Here is a 14,332-nt window from a genome sequence, read left to right as displayed (position 1 = left end):
TAGCGAGACCTTATGTCCTTCCGAAATACCTTTGCCGCCGTCCGCGCGTTTTCGCTTCTTTGTTTCTTTGCCTTGTCGGGATTCCTGGCGGCGTCCGAGCCGGCCTCCGCGCTAACCGCCGCCGCGACCGTCCGCGACGGCAATTCCATCCAGCTCGGCGACGTCACCTACCGGCTCGACGGCGTCGACGCGCCGGAGCTGGACCAAGTCTGTATCGACGATCACGCCGATCCTTGGACCTGCGGCATCGAGGCGCGCGACCAGCTGGCGAAGCTCATCAACAAACGCTCCGTGCGCTGTGACGATGTCGGGCCGGAGAAAACCTTTGGCAAGCGGCACCGGGCCATCTGCACGGCCGAGGGCGACAAGGCATCCTTGAACGAACAGCTCGTCAAGCTCGGTTTTGCCGTCGCACGGGAGCCGATCAAGGCGAACGTCAAGCCGGCGGCGTCCGAAGCCAAGACGGCCTCGGCCGGAATCTGGAAGGGCTGCTTTGTTGCACCGCAAGACTTCCGCGGCGGCAAGAAGGACGGCACACTCCTGGGCGCGGCCTGCCGCCAGGACCGGGAGAAGGAAATTCGCGCCGTGCTGTTCCCCGAGGAGCTGACGATGCCGCCGAGTTGCAGCATCAAGGGCAAGCTTGCGGTGCGCGCGCGCGTCACCGGCAATATCGGCATCTATCATTTGCGGGGTTGCCCGAGCTACCCGGCGACCACCAAGCCGGACCGCTGGTTCTGCTCTGAGGACGACGCCCAGGCCGCTGGCTTCCGCAAGGCTTATAATTGCCGCCGGCCGAAGTGAACAAAGTTGTTCACGCAGCCGTGAGTAGTAGTCCGGGTCCGTATTGATCCGGAATTGAACTCCTTCGCGAGTTGTTGCACTTATTAACGTACGCAAGCGCTTGCGCGAGCGTTTCCTTGGCAGACGATCCTCATCGGATTGTCTTTGCTTGGGCGTTTCCTCCCTAGACTTGGGCCGCTTGTCACAACAAGCGGCTCTTCTTTTTTGGGCGGCTCTGCCCTCTCGCGCTACTGCCGCATCATGATCTGGTCCATCGGCGGCATATTGGCGTTCAGATGCGCCATGATCCAGACCGTGCCGCCGACCACCAGGAAGACCACCAGCAGTCCGAAGGCCAGCGCCAGCAGGTTGTTGGTGTTGTCGGGTCCGGTCGTGATGTGGAGGAAGAACACCAGGTGCACTCCCATCTGCGCGATCGCCAGCACGATCAACGCAACGGGGATGGACGGCTGCCAGACCAGGTCGGTGCCGGCGATGAAGAACGATGTTGCCGTGAGCAGCAGCGCGAGCGCGAGCCCGACGATGTAACCAAGAATGCGGGTTCCCACACTGTGTTGCTCTTCCTCGCCCGGTGCGAGGTCATGTCCGATGTGCGACTGATCGCTCATGCACCGCTCCCAAGCAGGTAGACGACTGAGAACACACCGACCCAGATGATATCGAGCGCGTGCCAGAACAACGCAAAGCACATCATCCGGCGCAGGACATCGGCGCGAAAGCCCTTGGCGAAGACCTGGGCCATCATGGTGAGCAGCCACAGCACACCGGCCGAGACATGCAGACCATGGCAGCCGACCAGCGAGAAGAACGCGGTCAGGAATGCGCTGCGGGACGGGCCATAGCCGCGCGCGACGAGGTCGGCGAATTCGCGGAACTCGATGGCGAGGAAGATCAGCCCGAGCACACAGGTCACCGCCATGCCGAGATAGAACCAGAACCGGTTGCGCATATCGGCGGCAATGCTGGCCATGCCGCAGGTGAAGCTCGACAGCAGCAGGCAGACCGTTTCGATCGCCACGTTCCTCTGCTCGAAAATCTCCGAGCCCTTCGGGCCGCCGGCGGTCTGGCCTGAAAGCACCGCATAGGCAGCGAAGAAGCAGGAGAACATCACGATGTCGGAGAGCAGGAAGACCCAGAAGCCGTAGGCGGTCACGATCCGCTTCGGCGCGGGTCCGGGATGCTCGATCACGAGCCCGATGTGATGGGGATCGGCATGGGCATGGCCGACGGTCGCGGTCATCGCCATCAGACTGTCCCCGCCATGCTGACGAGGCTGCGTCGCTCCTCGAGATTGATACCGTCTATCGCTGCGACTTCTTCGGCCGGAATGACGTATTCGTCATGGTCGCGCCAGGCGAACACGACGAAGGTCGCAAACGCGCCGAGCCCCCCCAAAATCACCATCCACCAGATATGCCAGATCAGCGCAAAGCCCATGATGGTGGCGAAGAACGCGCAGACGAAGCCGGTCGGGGAGTTCCGAGGCATCTCGATGTCCTGGTACTCCGGCCCGTCGCGCTGGAGCGATTGCTGCTGGGCATGGACCTTCATGTCCCAATAGGCGTCCTCCCCGCGCACATCGGGATTGAAGGCGAAATTGAACACCGGTGGCGGCGACGAGGTCGCCCATTCCAGCGAGCGGCCGTCCCAGGGATCGCCGGTGCGGTCGCGCAGCGCCTCGCGATTGCGGATGCTGACCACGAGCTGCACGATCTGGCAGACCACGCCAATCGTCAACACGGCCATGCCGACCGCTGCAACGATCATCCAGGGCCGCCACGAGGCGACATCATAGTGCTGCATCCGCCGCGTCATGCCGAGCATGCCGGCGACGTAGAGCGGGACGAAGGTGATGAAGAAGCCGAGGATGGTGAACCAGAACGCAGCCTTGCCCCAGCGTTCGTCGAGGCGGAAACCGAACGCCTTCGGAAACCAGTATTCGAAGCCGGCGAAGGCGCCGAACAACACGCCGCCGATGATGACGTTGTGGAAATGCGCCACCAGGAACATGCTGTTGTGAAGCATGAAGTCGGCCGGCGGCACCGCGAGCAGAACGCCCGTCAATCCACCGACGATGAAGGTGACCATGAAGCCGACCGCCCACAGCATCGGCGCCGCGAAACGGATCCGGCCGCCATACATCGTGAACAGCCAATTGTAGATTTTCACGCCCGTGGGCACCGCGATGATCATGCTGGCGATGCCGAAGATGGCGTTGACATCGGGCCCCGCGCCCATCGTGAAGAAATGATGCAGCCAGACCATGAAGGAGATGACGCAGATCGCCATGGTCGCCAGCACCATGGAGCGATAGCCGAACAACGCCTTGTGGGAGAAGGTCGAGACCACCTCCGAGAAGATGCCGAAGGCGGGCAGCACCAGAATGTAGACCTCTGGGTGGCCCCAGGCCCAGATCAGGTTCATGAACATCATGACGTTGCCGCCGGCCTCGTTGGTGAAGAAATGGAAACCGAGATAGCGGTCGAGCAACAGCATCGCGAGCGTCGCGGTGAGGATCGGAAAGGCCGCGACGATGAGCAGGTTCGAGGCGAGCGTGGTCCAGCAGAACATCGGCATGCGCAGGTAGTTCATGCCCTTGGTGCGCAGCTTCAGCACCGTCGTGACGAGATTGATACCGGCGACCAGCGTGCCGACCCCGGAGATCTGTAGCGACCACGCGTAGTAATCGACGCCGACGCCGGGGGAATAGGACAATTCCGACAGCGGCGGAAAGGCGAGCCAGCCGGTGCGCGCGAACTCGCCGACCACGAGCGAGATGTTGACCAGCAACGCGCCGGTCGCCGTCAGCCAGAAGCCGACCGAATTGAGCGTCGGGAACGCGACGTCGCGCACGCCGAGCTGAAGCGGCACGACGAGGTTCATCAGCCCGATCACGAACGGCATGGCCACGAAGAAGATCATGATGGTGCCGTGCGCCGAGAAGATCTGGTTGTAATGCTCCGGCGGCAGATAGCCCTGCGACTGATAGGCGACCGCCTGCTGGATCCGCATCATGACGGCGTCGCTGCCGCCGCGCAGCAGCATCACCGATGCGAGCAGGATGTACATCACGCCGATCCGCTTGTGATCGACGCTGGTGATCCATTCGTGCCAGAGATAGGGCAGATGGCCCTTCGCCACGACCCAGACCAGCACGCCGAGGATCGCAACCAGCACGATCGCGCCTGCGATGAGTGGGATCGGCTGATCGAACGGAACGGCGGACCAGTCGAGCTTACCGAGCATCATGGCCTCCACTGTGCGGACGGCCGGCATCGGAGATCAGCTCCGGACCCGGCCCCGGCGGAATGTGCTGGGTTGCGATCAAATCGAACAGGCGCGGGTCGTCGAGCCGATAGGCCGGCCTGCCCTTCTCGATGCCCTGCTGCATCAGCTTTTTGTAGCTCTCCTCGTTCAGCACCGCGTCCGTCTTCGCAATGGACGCGACCCAATCGGGAAAGGCGAGCGGCGAGATCACGTTGACGTCGAACATCATGTCGGGAAAGCCATCGCCGGAAAAATGCGCCGACAATCCCTGCAGCTTGCCTTCATTGTCGGCGCGCAGGTTCAGCTTCGTCACCATGCCGTTCATGGTGTAGATCATGCTGCCGAGCTGCGGGATGAAGAACGTGTTCATCACGCTCGACGACGTCAGCTGGAAATTCAGCTCGGCGCCGGCCGGCACCGTCAGCGTGTTGACGGTGGCGATGCGTTGGTCCGGATAGATGAACAACCATTTCCAGTCGAGCGAGACGGCCTGGATCCGCACCGGACTGCCGGTGCCCGGTACGGGTGCTGCGGGGTCGAGCTGGTGCGAGCCGATCCAGGCAACGCCGCCAAGCAGGATGACGGTGAGCGCCGGGATCGACCACACCACCATCTCGACGCGGCCGGAATAGACGAAGTCAGGCTGGTAGCGCGCCTTGGTGTTGGAGGCGCGAAACCAGAACGCAAAGGCCAGAATCGCGACGATGGTCGGCACCACGATCACGAGCATGATGAAGACGGAATCGACCAGAATGGTGCTGTTGGCCGCAGCCACGGGTCCTTGCGGATCGAGCAGATTCATCGGCAAGCCACTGGCGGTTGGGAAGCCCCGGGACGGAGCCTAGCGTGCGAAAGGCTCCGCAACAAACGCCGCGACCTCGGAACGGTTCCGAACGGCTGGGGTCAGCTATGCGCGGTGGGCCGGCCGCATCATGCAATTCCATGTAATGTCAATGACATGAACGCAGGAGCGGCGCCCTTCTCTCCGCTCGGGGTCATTGCTAATCTGCACGAAAATAAGGGGATAAACAGGACTCGAGCCCGGGAGTGAAATGAGATGCGCTTGAAGGACAAGGTTGCGGTCGTCGTCGGCGCCGGCCAGAGCCCCGGCGAAGGCATGGGCAACGGCCGCGCGACTGCGCTGACCTTCGCGCGCGAGGGCGCGAAGGTCTTGTGTGTCGATCATCATCTGGAATCGGCGCAGGAAACGGTTGCGATGATCACCGCAAAGCAAGGAGCCGCCGCGGCCTTCAAAGCCGATGTGACCAAATCGGCCGACATCAAGGCGATGGTTGAGGATGCGCAGTCGCGCTGGGGTCGGATCGACGTGCTGCACAACAATGTCGGCGTCAGCCTCTCCGGCGGCGATGCCGAATTGCTGCAACTGACCGAAGAGGCGTTCGATCGCGTCGTCGCCATCAATCTGAAGAGCTGCATTCTCGCCGCGAAAGAAGTGATCCCGATCATGCGCGCGCAACGAAGCGGCGCCATCATCAACATCTCCTCGATGGCGGCGATCACGACCTATCCCTATGTCGCCTACAAGGCGACGAAGTCGGCTATGATTGCATTCACCGAGCAGCTCGCCTACCAGAACGCCGAATACGGCATCCGCGCCAATGTCATCCTGCCGGGCCTGATGAACACACCCATGGCCGTCGATACCCGCGCCCGCGAATGGCACAAGACCCGCGCCGAGGTCGAAGCCGAACGCGACAGCAAGGTGCCGCTGCGCAAGAAAATGGGAACGGGGTGGGACGTCGCCAACGCCGCGCTGTTCCTCGCGTCGGATGAAGCGGGCTTCATCACCGGCGTGACGCTGCCGGTGGATGGTGGGGCGAGCGTGAGACGGGGGTAGATCGGTCTTCTGCCTCGCCCCGCTTGCGCGAGCCGCGACGAGCTTCTCTCGCGCTGAGAGGGCAGGGGTGAGGGGGAGTCTCCACAAGGACGGTGACAGACGGACTCGCGGAGAGTCCCCCTCACCCGGAATTTGCTTTCGCAGATTCCGGCCTCTCCCCGCAAGCGGGGAGAGGCGAAGCAGCTCGCTCAGCGCGAATACGTCACCCGCCAGATCGTGCCGTTGCCATCTTCCGACACCAGCAGCGACCCATCCTTCGCCACCGCAACTCCTACCGGCCTTCCCCACACCTCCGTGTCGCTCACCACGAAGCCCGTGACGAAATCCTCATATTCCCCGGTCGGCTTGCCGTCCTTCATCCGGATGCGGATCACCTTGTAGCCGGTGCGCTTCGACCTGTTCCACGAGCCGTGCTCGGCGGCAAAGGCATCGCCCTGATACTCGGGCGGAAACTGCGTGCCCTGGTAGAACGTCGTGCCGAGCGAGGCGGAATGCGGCTGGATCAGCACGTCCGGCACGGTCACCTTGTCCTTGAGGTCCGGCCGCGCGCCGGAATGGCGCGGGTCTTCATTGCTGCCGATATAGAACCACGGCCAACCATAGAAGGCGCCCTCCCTCACGCTGGTGACATAGTCCGGCACGAGATCGTCGCCGAGGCCGTCGCGCTCGTTGGTCGAGCACCAGGGCAGGCCGGTCTGTGGCTGGATCGCAAGACCGACGCAGTTGCGGATGCCGGTGGCATAGATCTTCCGTTCCTTGCCATCGGGAGTGAAAGCCAGCACCGCCGCGCGCTCGGTCTCGCTGGCCCAGACCGCGCCGAGCGGTTGCGCTTTCGCCCACGCTTCCATTCCGCCCGGCGGCGTGCCCAAACCTTCCGCGACGTTGCTCAGGGAGCCGACGGAGACCACCATGCGCTTGTTGTCGGGGGTGAAGACGATGTCGCGGGTGGAATGGCCGCCGTCATGCGGCAGACTTGCCACGATCGTCTCCGCCTTGCCGCGCGCCTTGAGATCGCCCGCCTGATAGGGAAAGCGGACGACGCTGTCGGTGTTGGCGACATAGACCCATTGCGGATTGTCGCCGTTCGGAAAGAAGGCGATGCCGAAGGGCTGCCTCAAGCCGCTGGCAAAGACTTCGTTGCTCGCGACCTTGCCGCTCTCGCCGGCGCGCAACACGCGGATACTGCCCGCCCGCGTCTCCGCGACGAAGACATCACCGTTCGGTGCCACCCGCACGATGCGCGGCGCGCGCAGGCCTTCGGCGAACAGCTCGATCTTGAAACCTGCCGGTACCTGAAGCGCGGCCTCCGGCGGACGCGGCACCACGCGCGACGAACTCGCAACAGAGCGCGTCGCGCCGGGCCTGACCAGGTCCTGCGGCCGGATCAGCCTGATCGTGCCGGGCTTGTCGGCCCGCCAATCGCCATAAGCGTCCTTCCCCTGCAGCACCGGCTCGGCCTGCGCACTGGTTGCGGCCAGCAGCCCCGCAGCCAACCTCCCCGCGGATATCGCGACGGACAAGATTCTGCTCTTCACGTTGTCCTCCCGGCCCTGCGATCTCGACCATCGACACACAGCGGCAGATCGAAGCTCTGCCGCATCCCACGTCAGCTGATGCACGCACGATGTGCATCAGCTGCAGCCCATCGTACTGGAAAACACCGCAGAGAGGTGCGACACATTGGTAGGGCGGGGTTGCGGTCATCAAGCTGCGGCATCGCTGTCGCAATTGATGGGATGATCATGTGGGGATCCATCATATCGGAATGGGCGAGCCTGCTGCTCCGCTGGCTGCACGTGGTGGCGGCGATCGCCTGGATCGGCAGTTCCTTCTACTTTATCGCCCTCGATCTCAGCCTGAGGCCGAGACGCGACCTGCCGGATGGAGTCCAGGGCGAAGCCTGGCAGGTCCATGGCGGCGGCTTCTACCGGATCATGAAGTACCTGGTCGCGCCCAGCCAGATGCCGGACGAGCTGACCTGGTTCAAATGGGAGGCGTACACCACCTGGCTGTCCGGCTTCGCGCTGATGGTGGTGGTGTATTATCTCGAGGCCGACCTGTTCCTGGTCGACAAGTCGATCCTCGACCTCACGCCGTTCCAGGCCGGCCTGTTCAGCCTCGCGAGCCTCGCGCTGGCGTGGCTGCTCTATGAGGCCGCCTGCCGCAGCGGACTTGCGCAGCGCGAGCTGCCCTTTGCTCTCGGCTTCTATCTGTTCCTGGTCGCGCTCACCTATGCCTTCACCCACGTGCTGAGCGGCCGTGGCGCGTTCAATCAGATCGGCGCCATCATCGGCACCATCATGGTCGCCAACGTCTTCACGCTGATCATCCCGAACCAGAAGAAGATCGTGGCCAGCCTGATCGCGGGACAGGCACCCGATCCGAAGCTCGGCAAGGCCAGCAAGGAGCGCTCGGTCCACAACAATTATCTGACGCTTCCCGTCGTGGCGCTGATGATCAGCAACCACTATCCCCTGCTCTACGCGACCCGCTTCAACTGGATCATCGTCGCGATCATCCTCGCGCTCGGTCCCGTGATCCGCCATTTCTTCAACGAGCGGCATGCCGGGCGCAAATCGCCATGGTGGGTATGGGGCGTGACAGCAATCGGCGTGATCGCGATCCTCTTCCTCTCCGCGGCCGGCCCACGCGAGGTGACGACGGGCGCGCTGTCAGCGCAGCCGACGCTCGCCGCCGTCGAGGAGATCGTGATGTCCCGCTGCAGCATGTGCCACGCGGCCGAACCGGCCTGGGCGGGCATCGTGACCGCACCAAAAGGCATCCTGCTCGATGCGCCCGAGCACATCCACCGCAACATCCGCCTGATCGGCCGTGTCGCAGCCTGGTCCAGCGCGATGCCGCCGGGCAACATCACCGAAATGACCAGCCAGGAGCGTGCCATCCTTGCCGCCTATGTCGAGCAGGCGCACTGACCTCGTCACGCGTCGACACCGCATTCTGCGGAATGAAATTCCGCATGCTCCATTGAATTGAAAATGACATAGCTGCCTATCCGGCGTAGACAGAGCAAGCGGCTGCCGACGCGGCGGTCCAAGTCAGTTTGCATCCGCGGGGAAGAACAGTGGCCCTCAAGAACGTCATCGGTATCGACCACGCCGTCGTCATGGTGAAGGACCTCGACAAAGCCGCCGAGACCTACCGGTGGCTCGGCTTCACCGTCTCCCCGCGTGGCACCCATAGTGCGCATATGGGCACCGGCAATTACACCATCATGTTCGATCCCGACTATATGGAGCTGCTCGGCGTGCTCGCCGCGACCGAACACAACGCGCCGGCGCGCGCCTTCCTCGACAAGCGGGGCGAAGGCATCGAGCGCATCGCCTTCACCGCAGTCGATTCCGCTGAAGGCGCGGAGGAGATCCGCGCACGTGGCCTAACGCCGATCGGTCCGACCGATTTCGAGCGGCCGGTGACGCTGCCTGACGGCACGGTCTCGGCGGCAAAATTCCGCACCTTCATGTGGCCGACCGCCGAAGCGCCCGGCGGCGTGCGTATCTTCGCCTGCCAACACAAGACGCGCGAGACCGTGTGGATTCCCGAATTGATGAAGCACGCCAACGCGGCGAAGCGGATCAAGCAGATTCTGATCGCAACGCCCGAGCCGGCGAAGGAAGCCGCGCATCTCGGCCAACTGATCGACCGCGAGCCGAAGGCGGAGTCCGACGGCGCCGTGACCGTGCCATCCGGCCGCGATCGTGCCGACTTCGTCTATCTCACGCTGGAGCAACTCGGCAAGCGCTATCCCGGCGTGCCGCTCGCCGGCCTCTCCGAGCGCGGCGGCGCGGCCCTCGTGCTCGTCAGCGGCGATCTCGCGGCGACGGAGAAGGCGCTGGGGTCGAGCGCCGTGCGCAGTGGGCCCGCGATCTGCGTGCCGCCAGCCAAGGCCAACGGCACCCTGCTCGCCTTCGTTACCGCCTGATTTGAACGAATTCTTTAACGGGTGTTGCCCGGGGCCGCTAGGATTCCCTGCGATCCAAGCCACCGGGGCCCAAGCCATGTTCAAAGAGGCATCGCCGATCGCTTATGACGCGCCGGCCGAATTGAAGAAGTGGCCGTCGCTGAAAGGCGAGCGGCAGAAGGACCGAGGCCCGCCCTATCTCGTCAACAACTTGCTCATCAACTCGCGGACGCAATCGGCGAGGGTGCCGTCCGTTGCTCCACCAGTTCTTACCCCGGGAGCTCGCTCATTTTGGCGACTGCAATTCGACGTTATAATGCGCATAGATCCGCGCGAGGGTGCCGTTGGCAAGCAATGCTTCAAGGGCTGCGTCGAGTCCCTGCCTGAGCTGCTCGTCTGGGCTGACCATCCCAACAGCGACATTCCAGTTCAGGTCGGGATCATCCTCAAAAGCAGGAATACGACGCAACTGCGCATCGGGATGAACTTGGTTGAACCAACCAACTGCAGCGGGCGTAACCGCCGCGGCGTCGATCTCGTTCTGAGCAAGCGCGTCCATGATTTCATCCTCGAAGACAAACGGTGAGGTTTGGACGCCTCGCTTGCTGAGTGTCATGGAGGCGATCGAGCCGACCTGTACCCCAACACGCTGGCCTGGCCTCAAATCTGCGAGTGACGCTGCGCTGGAGTTTGCACCGACCGCCAACGCGACACCGCTGCGCTGGTAGGGTCGCGACATGCGCAACCCCACCTCCGCCAACGCCGCCCGATCCGCTATCGCATCGAGGACAATGTCGCAGTCCGCGCGGCGGTACTGAAAGCTAGTGACGACCCACCGTTGTTCCAGCGAGACCCCGAGCTGGTTTGCCAACGCCTTGGCGATTTCGACCTGAAATCCAGGATGGGCATCGCGCCTGCTGGCAAACGGTAGCGCGTTTGGGTGCGCGCAAAGCGTCAGGGCGCCGCGCTCACGAATTGCCTCCAGCGAGCGCGCTGAAGCAGCAGTCGCGCCGAACAGCATCAGCAAGATCACCAGAGTGACACGGCGCATCTCGGGCTTCACTCCTCAATGCTCCGGATATAGGCCAATATTGCCATGATCTGGCTCTCTGAAAAAGCACCTCCAAAGGCAGGCATCGCGCCGGACTTACCCTTCTTGATCCGCTCCACGATAAACTCGTCGCTGCGTGTCGTGCCCGCGAGCTTCGGTCCTTTGCCGGCGGCGCGGCCGCCGTTTTCGTGACAGAATCCACACGAGGTGGCGAACATCGTCCCGCCCTCGATGTCGCTCTCCTTAGCCGATTGATCCTGATTGGGAGCCTGGCTCTGCTGTGCGTAGAGGTCGCGCGACAATGACAGCGCAATGCCAGCGATGAGAGTAATCGACTTCAACATCGGCATCTGGACTGCAGAGGCAGGGTGCGACCACACCCTGCCTCTTCCCACCATGAGTTATTGCTTCAGCGTAAAGACAACGAGCGCCCCGGCATCCTTCGGCATGCTCGTATAAGGTTCGCCGAAGAGAGCTGGGAATTCGTCCGCCACCATGCCGCCCCATCCGGCCGGTACCGCGATGTATTGTTTACCGCCGGCGCTGTAGCTGATGATGCCGCCATTGTGGCCGACGCCATTGTAATGCGACCACAGCTCCTGTCCGGTCTCCGCATTGTAGGCGCGCAACACACCGCGCGAGTCCGGTACGAACACTAGATTGCCGGCTGTTGCGAGCACACTCGCAAGCGGCGGCTCGTCGAAATTGACCTCCCATTTCTTGGCGCCGGTCACGGGATCGCGAGCATCAAGATGTCCACGCGCCGATCCGTCCGGTGGCGGAACGAGCTTGAAATTCGCACCGATATTGAGCTGCGCCATCGGCTCGGTGATTGGCGTGGTCTTCACTACGTCCACATCCATGCACCATTCCTGCGCGATCTTGTACCACAGGCCGGTCTTCGGGCTGTAGGCGCCTGAGTTCCAGCTCACGCCGCCGGCGATCGCCGGACAGAGTGGCTCGCCTGCTTTGCCAAGTGACAGATCGCGCCGACCGATCAGCTCGCCGGTCTTCGGGTCAATGTCCTTGACGAAGTTGATGTTCTTCGCGATCCGCCAGACGTTCTGCACCTTTGCATCGGCGCGGTCGTAGACGAAGACGAATCCGCCCTTGTTCGGATGCACGACGAGCTTGCGGCCGTCGCGGTCGATCATTAGGAACTCCCCGACCGCCGAGTCGAAGTCCCATGCGTCGTGTGGCAGCTCCTGGTGGTAGAACTTCAGTTTGCCGGTATCGGGATCAAGCGCGATGACTGATGTCGTGTAGAGGTTGGTGCCTGGCCGTGGCCCGCTTTTCTGCCAGTCCGCGCCCGACCAGTCGTAAAGCGGTGCCGGGTTCGCTGTTCCCCACCAGATGGTGTTGGTTTCAGGATCATAGGTGCCCGGCATCCATGCGCCACCGCCGCCGGTACGCCAGGATTCGTTGCCCCAGGTCGCCTTGGCTTCCTCGGTGCCGGCGACCGTGAGGAATTCCCATTTCTTCTTGCCCGTCTTGATATCGACGCCGAAAAGCGGACCGCGCGAGGTCCATTCGCCGCCCTGGCTGCCGATGATGACGGTGTCCCTCACCACCAGCGGCGCGCCCGTGAAGCCGACAGTGAGCTTCTTGGAATCGACCAGGTGGGTGTTCCACACCTCCTTGCCGGTTTTCGTGTCGAGCCCAATCAGATGCCCGTCGACGGTGCCGACGAAAACCTTGCCATCGCCAAGCGCGACGCCGCGATTGTATGGCGAGTGCGTCTGCATAGACACGAGTTCCTCGTCGAGCTGCGGGAAGTAGGACCAGATCATCTTGCCGGTCGCACCGTCGAGTGCGTAGACGCGACTGTAGGAGCCCGAATAATACAGCACGCCGTCAGCGACGAGCGGCATCGTCTGCAGGCCGCGGGTCGAGCGGCCGGGCATATGGATCCACGCAACTTCGAGGTTCTTCACGTTGTTCGCGTTGATCTGATCAAGTCCGCTGTAGTGATACGATTTGTAGCCGCCGTGATAGGTCAGCCAATCGCTTGGGTTCTGCTCGGCCGCCTCGATGCGAGCGGGATTGATCTCTGACGGCGCGATGGCCCAAGCCAGTGGTGCAACAGCCATCGCGGCCAGTGCGGCAACACAGGTCAGGTGCCTTGTACTGACTGTCATTGTTTTCCCTCCCTTATTGTATCGCGGGAACTACATCCAACATCGAGCCTGCTGCGGCAAGCTGCCTTATCCTTACAGTTCGACTCCTGACCTCGGCGAGGGGTTTAGACAGCGGACGTAATCGCTGCGGCCGAGTGGATTGCGTTCAGCAGCGCCGGAGCATCATGATGAATTCAATGCTCAAAGTAGTACGAGCGCAAGCGACGTATTTTGGCAGCCACACTGTCCCAACACCCATGTGAGCCGACACATCGCCATCGTTAGTTCGCCGCGCGCTTGCCGGCCGTCGTGCCCCGCTGCTTTGAGGATGATTCCGTCGACGCATCCAGGAAGACCACGGGTGTGCCGCGCTTGACGTTTTCGCCGAGTGCACGCGCGTCCCAGTTGGTGAGCCTGATGCAGCCGTGAGAGGCGGACTTGCTGACCCTGTCGGGCTCCGCCGTCCCGTGGATGCCATAGCCCTGCTCCGATAGCCCGATCCAGTACGATCCCACCGGGTTATTGGGACCCGGCTTGATCTCGAAGGGCCTTTTGGATTTCACGCTCTTGAACTTGTACTCCGGATTGTAGTGGTAGGTCGGCAGCTCATGGGTGCTGGTGACCTTCAGCGTCTCCGTGGGCGTCGGGCGATCCGGACTGCCGATCGACGCCGGGTAGAACGCGACCAGACGACCTAAGCTCTCGAAAACCTTCAGCGTCGCGCGCGTCTTGTCGATCTCGATCCGAGCGATGCGCGGAAGCTCCCGGCGCGCCGGCACGTTGGCGACGACAATCGTCTCGCCAATCTTGTCGAAAGCCTTCCCCGGATTGAGCGCCTTCAACAGCTCCTCGCTCATGTGGAATTTTTCCGCGAGCCCTTCGAGCGGACTGGTATAGCTCAACGCGTCCAGCGACTTCATGTCGTCGAGCTTGGCCGGAAGCTTCTTCAAGAACGGTCCCTTCACATCCGCATCGGTGATCTTGTAGTCGACGACGACAGGACCCTCGCTCGCTGCGTTCAGCTTGTCCCACAGTTCGGGGGCGATCGTCTTGTCGAAGCCGGCACCGTTCTGCTCGGCGAACGCCTTCAACGCCTTCTGCGCGTTCTCGCCGAGCTTGCCGTCGATCTGGCCTGGCGAGAATTGCGCACGATCGAGCAAAATCTGAAGCTTCGTCACCGGCGCGCTGATCTTGTCCGCAGCCAGCTGCTTTTCCGGACGCGCCGCGTCGTTCACAGCCCTCGCATCGAGGTTGCCCGCGAGCACCGGGCAGACGAGCCACAGCGACATCACCACGCCAAGCATCCATCGCATCATCAT

At 62.7% G+C, this 14,332-nt stretch carries 13 protein-coding genes; 4 read left to right on the top strand and 9 right to left on the bottom strand.

Translation table 11 applies throughout. The features are described from left to right. Positions 1-12: 12 nt before the first annotated feature. Positions 13-801, top strand: coding sequence for a thermonuclease family protein (locus UNPA324_RS24880; RefSeq protein ID WP_128916838.1), 789 nt, complete (start codon positions 13-15; stop codon positions 799-801). 227 nt (positions 802-1,028) lie between these two features. Here UNPA324_RS24880 and cyoD read toward each other — a convergent pair whose 3' ends face one another. From cyoD to UNPA324_RS24860, 4 genes are read right to left on the bottom strand one after another with little or no spacing between them, the layout of a single operon-like run. Next, positions 1,029-1,409 (bottom strand): cytochrome o ubiquinol oxidase subunit IV, encoded by a 381-nt coding sequence (cyoD, locus tag UNPA324_RS24875; protein WP_141936446.1) that lies wholly within the window; start codon positions 1,407-1,409, stop codon positions 1,029-1,031. After that, positions 1,406-2,047, bottom strand: a complete 642-nt coding sequence (locus UNPA324_RS24870; RefSeq protein ID WP_141936444.1) for a cytochrome (ubi)quinol oxidase subunit III — start codon at positions 2,045-2,047, stop codon at positions 1,406-1,408. The genes cyoD and UNPA324_RS24870 overlap by 4 nt, the downstream gene beginning before the upstream one ends. Continuing rightward, complete coding sequence (cyoB, locus tag UNPA324_RS24865) at positions 2,047-4,047, bottom strand: cytochrome o ubiquinol oxidase subunit I (protein WP_141939017.1); 2,001 nt, start codon at positions 4,045-4,047, stop codon at positions 2,047-2,049. The genes UNPA324_RS24870 and cyoB overlap by 1 nt, the downstream gene beginning before the upstream one ends. After that, positions 4,037-4,870, bottom strand: a complete 834-nt coding sequence (locus UNPA324_RS24860; protein ID WP_141936442.1) for a cytochrome ubiquinol oxidase subunit II family protein — start codon at positions 4,868-4,870, stop codon at positions 4,037-4,039. The genes cyoB and UNPA324_RS24860 overlap by 11 nt, the downstream gene beginning before the upstream one ends. 255 nt (positions 4,871-5,125) lie before the next feature. On the opposite strand from UNPA324_RS24860, the gene UNPA324_RS24855 reads away from it, so the two are divergent. Next, on the top strand, positions 5,126-5,926 hold the full coding sequence (locus tag UNPA324_RS24855; protein ID WP_128916834.1) for an SDR family NAD(P)-dependent oxidoreductase: 801 nt from the start codon (positions 5,126-5,128) through the stop codon (positions 5,924-5,926). Between the two features lie 188 nt (positions 5,927-6,114). Here the strand turns inward: UNPA324_RS24855 and UNPA324_RS24850 are convergent, their stop codons facing one another. Continuing rightward, the gene (locus UNPA324_RS24850; protein ID WP_128916833.1) at positions 6,115-7,461 is read right to left on the bottom strand and encodes a PQQ-dependent sugar dehydrogenase; all 1,347 of its coding nucleotides are present in this window, start codon (positions 7,459-7,461) and stop codon (positions 6,115-6,117) included. Between the two features lie 207 nt (positions 7,462-7,668). Between UNPA324_RS24850 and UNPA324_RS24845 the strand changes: the two genes are divergently transcribed. Together UNPA324_RS24845 and UNPA324_RS24840 are read left to right on the top strand one after the other, a co-directional pair. After that, positions 7,669-8,859: a urate hydroxylase PuuD gene (locus UNPA324_RS24845; protein ID WP_141936439.1), complete on the top strand. Its 1,191-nt coding sequence runs from the start codon at positions 7,669-7,671 to the stop codon at positions 8,857-8,859. 149 nt (positions 8,860-9,008) lie between these two features. After that, positions 9,009-9,866, top strand: a complete 858-nt coding sequence (locus UNPA324_RS24840; protein ID WP_141936437.1) for a VOC family protein — start codon at positions 9,009-9,011, stop codon at positions 9,864-9,866. A gap of 265 nt (positions 9,867-10,131) precedes the next feature. Here UNPA324_RS24840 and UNPA324_RS24835 read toward each other — a convergent pair whose 3' ends face one another. The 4 genes from UNPA324_RS24835 to UNPA324_RS24820 all read right to left on the bottom strand — a co-directional run bounded on the left by UNPA324_RS24835 (position 10,132) and on the right by UNPA324_RS24820 (position 14,329). Beyond that, positions 10,132-10,908 (bottom strand): substrate-binding periplasmic protein, encoded by a 777-nt coding sequence (locus tag UNPA324_RS24835; protein ID WP_347338718.1) that lies wholly within the window; start codon positions 10,906-10,908, stop codon positions 10,132-10,134. Continuing rightward, complete coding sequence (locus UNPA324_RS24830; protein WP_245471604.1) at positions 10,905-11,246, bottom strand: c-type cytochrome; 342 nt, start codon at positions 11,244-11,246, stop codon at positions 10,905-10,907. Before UNPA324_RS24830 ends, UNPA324_RS24835 begins: the two co-directional genes overlap by 4 nt. Before the next feature lie 51 nt (positions 11,247-11,297). Then, positions 11,298-12,986 carry a pyrroloquinoline quinone-dependent dehydrogenase gene (locus UNPA324_RS24825; RefSeq protein ID WP_141939015.1) on the bottom strand — a complete coding sequence of 563 codons (1,689 nt, stop codon included), beginning with the start codon at positions 12,984-12,986 and terminating at the stop codon, positions 11,298-11,300. 308 nt (positions 12,987-13,294) lie between these two features. Beyond that, a complete protein-coding gene (locus tag UNPA324_RS24820) occupies positions 13,295-14,329 on the bottom strand; it encodes a L,D-transpeptidase family protein (RefSeq protein WP_141939013.1) in 1,035 nt (344 codons plus the stop codon). Positions 14,330-14,332: the final 3 nt, after the last annotated feature.

The sequence above is a fragment of the Bradyrhizobium sp. UNPA324 genome, assembly GCF_006658635.1.
Classification (GTDB): Bacteria; Pseudomonadota; Alphaproteobacteria; order Rhizobiales; family Xanthobacteraceae; genus Bradyrhizobium; species Bradyrhizobium nanningense.
This window is presented reverse-complemented; position numbering and strand designations above follow the sequence as displayed.

Excerpts from the sequence above, each read along its gene's own strand:
- UNPA324_RS24860 (WP_141936442.1), bottom strand. The coding sequence starts at position 4,870 with ATGAATCTGCTCGATCCGCAAGGACCCGTGGCTGCGGCCAACAGCACC.
- cyoB (WP_141939017.1), bottom strand. The coding sequence starts at position 4,047 with ATGCTCGGTAAGCTCGACTGGTCCGCCGTTCCGTTCGATCAGCCGATC.
- UNPA324_RS24845 (WP_141936439.1), top strand. The coding sequence starts at position 7,669 with ATGTGGGGATCCATCATATCGGAATGGGCGAGCCTGCTGCTCCGCTGG.
- UNPA324_RS24855 (WP_128916834.1), top strand. The coding sequence starts at position 5,126 with ATGCGCTTGAAGGACAAGGTTGCGGTCGTCGTCGGCGCCGGCCAGAGC.
- cyoD (WP_141936446.1), bottom strand. The coding sequence starts at position 1,409 with ATGAGCGATCAGTCGCACATCGGACATGACCTCGCACCGGGCGAGGAA.
- UNPA324_RS24880 (WP_128916838.1), top strand. The coding sequence starts at position 13 with ATGTCCTTCCGAAATACCTTTGCCGCCGTCCGCGCGTTTTCGCTTCTT.
- UNPA324_RS24830 (WP_245471604.1), bottom strand. The coding sequence starts at position 11,246 with ATGCCGATGTTGAAGTCGATTACTCTCATCGCTGGCATTGCGCTGTCA.
- UNPA324_RS24870 (WP_141936444.1), bottom strand. The coding sequence starts at position 2,047 with ATGGCGATGACCGCGACCGTCGGCCATGCCCATGCCGATCCCCATCAC.
- UNPA324_RS24825 (WP_141939015.1), bottom strand. The coding sequence starts at position 12,986 with ATGGCTGTTGCACCACTGGCTTGGGCCATCGCGCCGTCAGAGATCAAT.
- UNPA324_RS24820 (WP_141939013.1), bottom strand. The coding sequence starts at position 14,329 with ATGATGCGATGGATGCTTGGCGTGGTGATGTCGCTGTGGCTCGTCTGC.